9 protein-coding genes are annotated in these 7334 nt (G+C 70.8%); 6 read left to right on the forward strand and 3 right to left on the reverse strand.

Going from position 1 to position 7334, the window contains the following annotated elements; translation table 11 throughout:
- The first annotated feature begins 87 nt into the window (after window positions 1–87).
- Complete coding sequence (locus tag AB0F29_RS40610; RefSeq protein WP_361883782.1) at window positions 88–993, forward strand: oxygenase MpaB family protein; 906 nt, start codon at window positions 88–90, stop codon at window positions 991–993.
- 99 nt (window positions 994–1092) lie between these two features.
- Here AB0F29_RS40610 and AB0F29_RS40615 read toward each other — a convergent pair whose 3' ends face one another.
- On the reverse strand, window positions 1093–1695 hold the full coding sequence (locus AB0F29_RS40615) for a methyltransferase domain-containing protein (RefSeq protein WP_361883807.1): 603 nt from the start codon (window positions 1693–1695) through the stop codon (window positions 1093–1095).
- Window positions 1696–2156: 461 nt separating this feature from the next.
- Here AB0F29_RS40615 and AB0F29_RS40620 point away from each other — a divergent pair, with 461 nt between their 5' ends.
- Window positions 2157–2813 carry an ATP/GTP-binding protein gene (locus AB0F29_RS40620; RefSeq protein ID WP_361883785.1) on the forward strand — a complete coding sequence of 219 codons (657 nt, stop codon included), beginning with the start codon at window positions 2157–2159 and terminating at the stop codon, window positions 2811–2813.
- Between the two features lie 25 nt (window positions 2814–2838).
- Here the strand turns inward: AB0F29_RS40620 and AB0F29_RS40625 are convergent, their stop codons facing one another.
- Complete coding sequence (locus tag AB0F29_RS40625) at window positions 2839–3267, reverse strand: PPOX class F420-dependent oxidoreductase (RefSeq protein WP_361883788.1); 429 nt, start codon at window positions 3265–3267, stop codon at window positions 2839–2841.
- A 140-nt stretch (window positions 3268–3407) separates the two neighbouring features.
- On the opposite strand from AB0F29_RS40625, the gene AB0F29_RS40630 reads away from it, so the two are divergent.
- The 3 genes from AB0F29_RS40630 (at window position 3408) to AB0F29_RS40640 (ending at window position 5589) form a co-directional block, all read left to right on the forward strand.
- On the forward strand, window positions 3408–3821 hold the full coding sequence (locus tag AB0F29_RS40630) for a roadblock/LC7 domain-containing protein (protein WP_361883791.1): 414 nt from the start codon (window positions 3408–3410) through the stop codon (window positions 3819–3821).
- Between the two features lie 109 nt (window positions 3822–3930).
- Window positions 3931–5061, forward strand: coding sequence for a DUF6397 family protein (locus AB0F29_RS40635; protein ID WP_361883794.1), 1131 nt, complete (start codon window positions 3931–3933; stop codon window positions 5059–5061).
- 39 nt (window positions 5062–5100) lie between these two features.
- Window positions 5101–5589: a GNAT family N-acetyltransferase gene (locus AB0F29_RS40640; RefSeq protein WP_018961948.1), complete on the forward strand. Its 489-nt coding sequence runs from the start codon at window positions 5101–5103 to the stop codon at window positions 5587–5589.
- A 54-nt stretch (window positions 5590–5643) separates the two neighbouring features.
- Here the strand turns inward: AB0F29_RS40640 and AB0F29_RS40645 are convergent, their stop codons facing one another.
- The gene (locus AB0F29_RS40645; protein WP_361883810.1) at window positions 5644–6345 is read right to left on the reverse strand and encodes a histidine phosphatase family protein; all 702 of its coding nucleotides are present in this window, start codon (window positions 6343–6345) and stop codon (window positions 5644–5646) included.
- Window positions 6346–6592: 247 nt separating this feature from the next.
- Here AB0F29_RS40645 and AB0F29_RS40650 point away from each other — a divergent pair, with 247 nt between their 5' ends.
- Window positions 6593–7243, forward strand: a complete 651-nt coding sequence (locus tag AB0F29_RS40650) for an LAETG motif-containing sortase-dependent surface protein (protein WP_361883798.1) — start codon at window positions 6593–6595, stop codon at window positions 7241–7243.
- Window positions 7244–7334: the final 91 nt, after the last annotated feature.

A 7334-nucleotide genomic window follows, 5' to 3' on the forward strand; every position in this document is an offset into this window, starting at 1 on the left:
CCCGTTCGAGTGCGCGGAAGCCGAAGGCCCGGGCGTGGGGGGAGGCCTCCGCGTAAGGTTGGCCGTCCGGCCGAACGAGGGGACAGCGTGGTGAAGCGGTACGACCGGCTGAAGGAGATTCAGCGACTCGACCCCGAGCGGGACTTCCTGGAGATCTACCGCCTCACCGTCACCCACGAGTTCCCCTGGGACATCGCCCGCGCCCTCGAACTGGCCCTGTACCGCACCTATGCCGTGCCCAGCATCGGCCGACTCCTCGATGAGACGGCTGAGTTGACCGAGCGCTCCCAGAAACGCTACGACGACACCGCCCTGCTGCTCGATACGGTGGTGGAGCACGGCTTCGACACCGACGACGGCCGCACCGCCGTCCGCCGGATCAACCGGATGCACCGCAGCTACGACATCAGCAACGACGACATGCGCTACGTCCTGTGTACGTTCGTCGTCACCCCGAAGCGCTGGCTGGACAGCTTCGGCTGGCGACGTCTGTGCTGCCACGAGCGGGGCGCCTTCGCCGCCTACTACCGCACGCTCGGTGCTCATATGGGGATCAAGGACGCTCCCGAGACCTACGAGGACTTCGAGCGGATCCTCGACGCCTACGAGCACGAGCATTTCGGCTGGGACGCAGGAGCCCGCCGGGTAGCCGACGCCACCCTGGCACTGATGGCGTCCTGGTACCCGGCGCCCCTCGTCCCGCTGGTGCGCGGTGCCAGCCTCGCGCTCCTGGACGACTCGCTGCTCGGGGCGTTCCGTTACCGCCGCCCGGGGCCGGTGGCCCGCGGAGTGACCAGGGGCGCGCTCCGGCTCCGGTCTGGTGCCGTCCGGCTCCTGCCGCCCCGGAGGACGCCCCACTACGCGCGCCAGAACCCCGAGATCAAGGGATATCCGAACGGGTACGAGATCGCGGAGCTCGGTACGTTCCCCACGCCGGGTGTTCGTGGCTGCCCGGTACCCGGCCGCCGTCCGTCGCAGTCGCCCTCCGAGTGACGCTACGTGCCCCGGCCGGATCATGCGCGGGGCCGCCACGGCAGAGCCTGGCTCGGACGCTTTCCACGTACGGTGGTGGGCCCGGCCGCGCCCTCGGCCTCAGGGCTGCCTGACGGCGAGGGCGAGAAAGCGGTCGTCCTCGTCCGCGTAGGACTCCAACCGCCACCCCGCACCCGCCAGCAGCACGCGCAGCCTCGGCTCGGCCCGCAGGTCGTCGTCGGCGACGGTCCGTCCCTGACGTGCGGCGAGGGCGGCCCGGCCGATCGGGTGGAACAGAGCCAGCACCCCGTCGGGCCGGACCACGCGGGCGAGTTCCGCCGCGTCGGCCTCGGGGCGGGCCAGATGAGAGATCAGCCCTGCTCCGAACACCGCGTCCAGGACTCCATCACGCAGCGGCAGCCGCGCGACGTCGGCACGGACGAGTGTCCCGCTGTCCCCTCGTCCCGCCCCCACCGCGGCCTCCAGCATGGCTGGGGTCAGGTCGACGCCCAGCACCGTGCCCGCCGGCCCGACCGCGGCCCGGAGCGCGGGCAGCGCGCGCCCCGTCCCGCAGCCCGCGTCGAGCACGGTATCTCCGGGACGCAACCCCAGTAGACCGGCCGCGGCGGCGTAGGCGGGGCCGTCGTCGGGGAACCGGCTGTCCCAGCCGGCCGCACGCGGAGTGAAGAAGTCCAGGACGTGATGGATGTGGTCGTCGGCCATGCAGACATGATCGCGCAACCGGCGTGGGACGTACGCCACCGGAGCGTGATCTGTCCGGTCAGATGCCCACACGATGTGCAGCCGTGCCGGTGTCACCAGGAGCCCGAACGCCGCCACGTCCTCCGTCAGCACCTCGGCGGGCGGATCCTGGAGGATCCTGGAACCGCCGCCGGAACCTGTCCGCACGCTCGTATCCCCTCCCCGGGCCGTCCACGCGGACGGCCCGCAGCCGCCCGTTCCGGGCAGCAGCCGAAAGCAACCCGCGTAGGGGCCTTGCCGGAGGGGGCCGCAGGCCCTAAAAGATGCCGGCCCGACCAAAATCGGCGCAATGCGGTCGGGGTGCGGCGAAGAATGACCGCGCGGTGGAGCCGCGTCGGTCAAGAACGATCAACCCGCTCGCGCGAACTCGGCCGGTTGCCATGCTGTCGGCCCTTGGCGATTCCTGAGGAGAGTAGAGACGCATGCCCTCCGAGCACATCGATGGAGACAAGATCCCGCGCACCGCCCACCGCGCCCCCGAGAGCGTGGGCAGGAGCATGATCGGAGAGGACATCGCGCTCACCCTGAAGATCGTGGTCGCGGGCGGCATCGGAGCCGGGAAGACAACCCTGGTCGGCTCGGTCAGCGAGATCCGCCCGCTGTACTCGGAGGAGTCGCTGAGCGAGGGTGGGCGGTGCCAGGACGGCACCGGCGGGGTGGAGCGGAAGGCCACCACTACCGTAGCGATGGATTTCGGCCGTATCACCATCCACTCCGGCCTGACGCTCCACCTGTTCGGCACGCCGGGACAGGACCGCTTCCGGTTCCTCTGGGACGAGCTGTGCGAGGGCGCCCTCGCGGCGATCGTGCTCGCGGACACCCGGCGTCTGGGGGACTGCTTCACCGCCGTCGACTACTTCGAGCGCGGGCGGATACCGTTCGTCGTCGCCGTCAACCGGTTCCCCGGCGCTCCTGACCACACGGAGCACGACGTCGCGCGGGCGCTCGACCTCGACCGGGGCACTCCGGTCGTGCTGTGCGACGCCCGCGACCTGGCATCCGGCAAAGAAGTCCTGATCCGTACGGTCGAGTACGCCGCACGCATGCACACCGCCCGGCTCCTCGCCTCCGTCGGCTGACGGCGTCCGGCATCGCGGCCAGCCGTCAGCCGACCATGTCGGCCATCGCGACCACCTTGTCGATCCGCACCCGTACGACCAGCTCGCCGGGCACGCCGTTGCGCCGGCCGAACTCCTCGGCGGCGTCGGCCTCCACATAACGGTGGGCGATCAGCGTCGCCCACCGCAGCAGTTCCCCGCGGTCCGTGCTCAGCTCGGCATGCCCCTGCACCACCGCGAACGCGTACGGAGGCCGGTCGTCGTCGACGCAGAGGGAGACCCGTCCGTCGCGTGCGAGGTTGCGCCCCTTCACGCTCTCCTCGCCGGTGTTGAAGACCACCGAGTCACCGTCGAGAAGGAACCAGACGGGTGCGATATGGGGACTGCCGTCGGCCCGCACCGTCGAAACCTTCGCCGTGCGCGTGCCCTTCGAGAGGAAGGCCCGCCATTCTTCTTCGGTCATGTGGTGTGCCATGGGCCCATCCTGAGCCCGATCCCCGCATGGCGCGAAGCGGCGCCCCCGGAGGAGAGGGGCGCTTGCCCCCGCGGGGCCGTTGCGCGAGGCTTACGCGCGTAGCGGGGCACGGGGAACGAGGGTACGGGGAGGACGAGCACATGCCGCTTGACCGGGGACTTGACTGGCTCCTTGACGATCTCACCAGCAGGGTGCAATTCATACGGCACGCCTTGGTGCTGTCGAACGACGGACTGGTCACCGGGGCCAGCACCGGGCTCGCCCGCGAGGACGCGGAACACCTGGCGGCGGTCTCCTCAGGTCTGCAGAGCCTGGCGCGCGGCTCGGGGCGCCACTTCCGGGCGGGCCGGGCGCGTCAGACCATGGTCGAGTTCGACGAGGCGCTGCTCTTCGTGACGGCCGCCGGCGACGGCAGCTGTCTGTGCGTGCTGACCGCGGCCGAAGCCGACGTCGGCCAGGTCGCCTACGAGATGACCCTGCTCGTCAACCGGGTCGGCGAACACCTCGGAGTCGCCATTCGGCAGGGCGGGCCCGAAGACATTGAACCCTTCTGACCTGCACTTATCATCGCCGATGAAGAGTTATCCACAGGGGTGACCGGCGAGGACTCCCCCGGGCTACCGTAATCACGGAGAGTAATTGAGCCGACCGGGGAGGACAGTCATGACGGTCAAGGAAGTGTTCCGAGCACACGCCGGGAGCCAGGGCACGGACACCAGGCCGCAGGCTGCGCGGGCCAGGACCCGGGGCGCACGGGCCATCGGCACGAGCGCCCGGGGCGATGCCCGTGCGGAGGACGCCGGCACGGAGGTGGAGGGCGAGGGCGGGCGAACCGCGTCCGCCGCTCCGGGGGCGACGGTCGCGGCGGGGCGCGCGGCCCAGGAGCTGGGCATCCGGCGTGCGGAGTTCGAGCTAGCGGTACACCTCGGGCTGATCGCCGTCGTCGGCGCGCCGGGCGGTGGGCGGCCACGGGTGCACGAGGGGGAGATCGCGCGCCTGCGGGAGCAGCCGGGCTTCCCCGATGGCCTGGCGGAGCGGGTCCGCACCGTCGGAACAGCGGAAGGAGCGGCCCTGTTGGGCATCGCCCCGGCGCGGTTCACCAGGCTTGCCCGGGCAGGATGCGTCTCACCGGTCACGTTCTATCTGAACCGGTATCGCGCGGTGGTCTGGCTCTACCTCGCGGACGAGCTTGCCGCCTTCGCGGCCCGGGAACCCGACCTGCTGGCCGGACGGACACCGTTGGGGATGCGCTCGCTGCTCGAGTCGGGCGCCGACTGGCGGCCGCGCAACTGGCGCTCGCAGCGCATCGACCGGCTGCTGAACCGCACGAGGGACCCCTGGGTGCGAACGGCGGTCCAGGCGTCGGCACTGGACCCCGTGCAACTGGCGGAAGTGATGGACGACCCCTATGAACGCGCCTATCTCGTGCGGGTCCGGCCGGAGCCGGTCTTCGGACGCCCGGGCTCCATGGCGGCGAGGGAGGCCATGGGGGAGCTGATGCTGGCCGATGACCCCGACGAAATCCTCTGGCGGCGGGTCAACCTGACGCTGGAGCTGGACGGGGCACGCGAGGACCGGCCGGCCCCGCGCCCCGGAGACGACGGCGCAACCCGAGCGGCGCCCGCCGTCCGGACCGGCACTGGCCCCCGTCCCGTGACCGCGCTCGCGGCACCCGCCGCCGAGCCGGCTCCGCCGCTCGCCGACGCCGGGGCGCCAGGCTGCGCCGCGGCGGGTGTGCCGACCGGAAAGGGGCTGCTCGCAAGGCTGGGTTGGCGTGGGCTTGGAGCCGGATAGGTGTTCGCGCCGATCGTTCGTATGGGCCATGCTGATCGCATGTTGATCAGGGAAGCAACCTCCGAGGACTGGCCTGCCATCTGGCCGTTCTTCCACTCGATCGTCTCCGCGGGCGAGACGCTCACCTATCCACTCGATCTCGGTGAGGAGGACGCCGAGGGATGGTGGTTCGTCGCAGCGCCGAGCCGGGTGGTCGTCGCCGTGGACGATGCCGGGACCGTGCTCGGCACGGCGAAGATGAACCGCAACCACATGGGCAACGGAGCGCACATAGCCAGCGCCACGTACATGGTCGACCCCGCTCGCTCCGGCCGGGGAGTGGGGCGCGCGCTGTGCGAGTATTCGGTCGGCTGGGCTCGCGCCGAGGGATATCGGGCCATGCAGTTCAACGCGGTGGTCGAGACCAACACGCACGCCGTCAAGCTGTACCGTTCGATCGGCTTCGACGTGATCGGAACCCTTCCGGAGGGCTTCAACCACCCCACCGAGGGCTATGTGGGGCTTCACATCATGCACAAGGCACTGTGACGACAGCGTGTCTTCACAGCGCCACGCCCTCACCTGCGGGTGAGAACCCGGCGATCAGCCGAAGGGGTGATCCGCTGCCGGTCCCAGCTCCGGCCCCGGCAGTGTACGACCCACCGGGTCGGCGTCCGCCGCGCCGCTCGCGGTGACCCCCGGGACGACAGCCTCGGCCCAGGAGATAGCAGTCCATCCCGAGTCCGGTGAGCCCTCGACCACTACCACGCCCGTGTTCTCCAGGCTGTGTTCGGCGGCGAACCCGACGGTGACGTTCCCCGCGCGAGCGGCCGTCCATACTCGGATGGCGGCACCATGACTGACGAGCGCCACGGTCCCACACCCCCAGGCGCCCGCTGCCTCGGCCACTACGGCGTCGAAGCGGGCCAGCGCCTCCGTCCCGCTCTCGCCCCCGGGCATCCGGCGGGCGATGTCCCCGGCGGACCAGGCGAAGGCGGTCGTCAGGTACTGCCGGACCGCGTCCTCGCCGGCCCGCATTTCCAGTTCACCGGCCGACAGTTCGCGGATTCCGTCACGGATCTGGATCTTGATGCCGTGCTCCGCGGCGAGGGGCGCGGCCGTGAGTTGCGTACGGGGCAGGGTGGAGGCGTAAAGGGAGGCGATGTCTTCCCCGGCGAGTGCTCCGGGGAGGGCGGCTGCCTGACGCAGCCCGAGGTCGGTGAGGCCAGGGCCGGGCCGGGCAGTGTCCAGGAAGTGGCCGACAGGGGACGGTGTCTGGCCGTGACGGATCAGCAGCAATCGCATGGAACGGGTCATGCTCCAGACCCAGGCGCACAGATGGCGGCAGATAGGTGCACCGCTCATCCTCTTATTCGGCCGGACCGGAGGACAGCACGACGTGAGGCCCGCCCGCGTTGCCGGAAGTAGCGCGGCTGTGCCCGGAGTTGGTGCGTCGGGTTATGCATGGGGCGACGACGCCGTTCCTGGACGATGGCAGTACTGTGCGCCCCACCGCCATTCGGGCGATGAGACGTATCTGGAGGAAGAATCCATGACCATACCCAGGAGATCGTGGCGTGGCGCGGGAACACTCGTGGCCGCTGCGGTCGTCGGTCTGACCGGAGGCGTCATCTCCGCCGGTCCGGCCGCGGCTCACACCCCCACCTGGGCCGTGACCTGCTCCGAGGTGACTGTTGACCTCACCAACTACACGAGCGACGTCCCCAACACGGTGACCGTGACGGTGGACGGCAAGGGCCTGCTGCCCACCGAGACGTTCGGCCGTGAGTTCCACAAGAAGCTGACGCTTCCCGAGCACGACGAGCCGGTGACCGTCCGACTGGTCGTCAAGGACGCCGACGGCGAAGGCAAGCACTCCATCGACGAGACGAAGACGGCGGAGGTGTGCGACGAGGAGCCCAGCCCCACGCCGCCGACCCCTACCCCGACCGAGTCGGTCCCGGGCGAGCCGACCCCGTCGGAGACGCCGTCCACCGGGACGCCCGAGCCGAGCGCCACCCCCAGTGAGCAGCCTTCGGAGTCCGCGCCCGCAGTGCCCGCCCCGAGCCCGAGCGCGCCGGACCTCGCCGAGACCGGCTCGTCGTCGTCGACGCCGGTCATCGGTGGCGCCGCCGTCGCGGTGCTGCTGGCCGGTGGCGGCATCCTGTGGGCCGTCCGCAAGCGCCGTACCGCCCAGAACTGACGCTCCACGGGCGAGGGGTGTGCCGCATCACCGCGGTCCGAAGAGCTGACCGGGAGCCGCAAGCGACTGGAGGTCTCCCGTGACGGCCGGG

The sequence above is a fragment of the Streptomyces sp. NPDC026589 genome (assembly GCF_040638385.1).
In the GTDB taxonomy this organism is placed as follows: Bacteria; Actinomycetota; Actinomycetes; order Streptomycetales; family Streptomycetaceae; genus Streptomyces.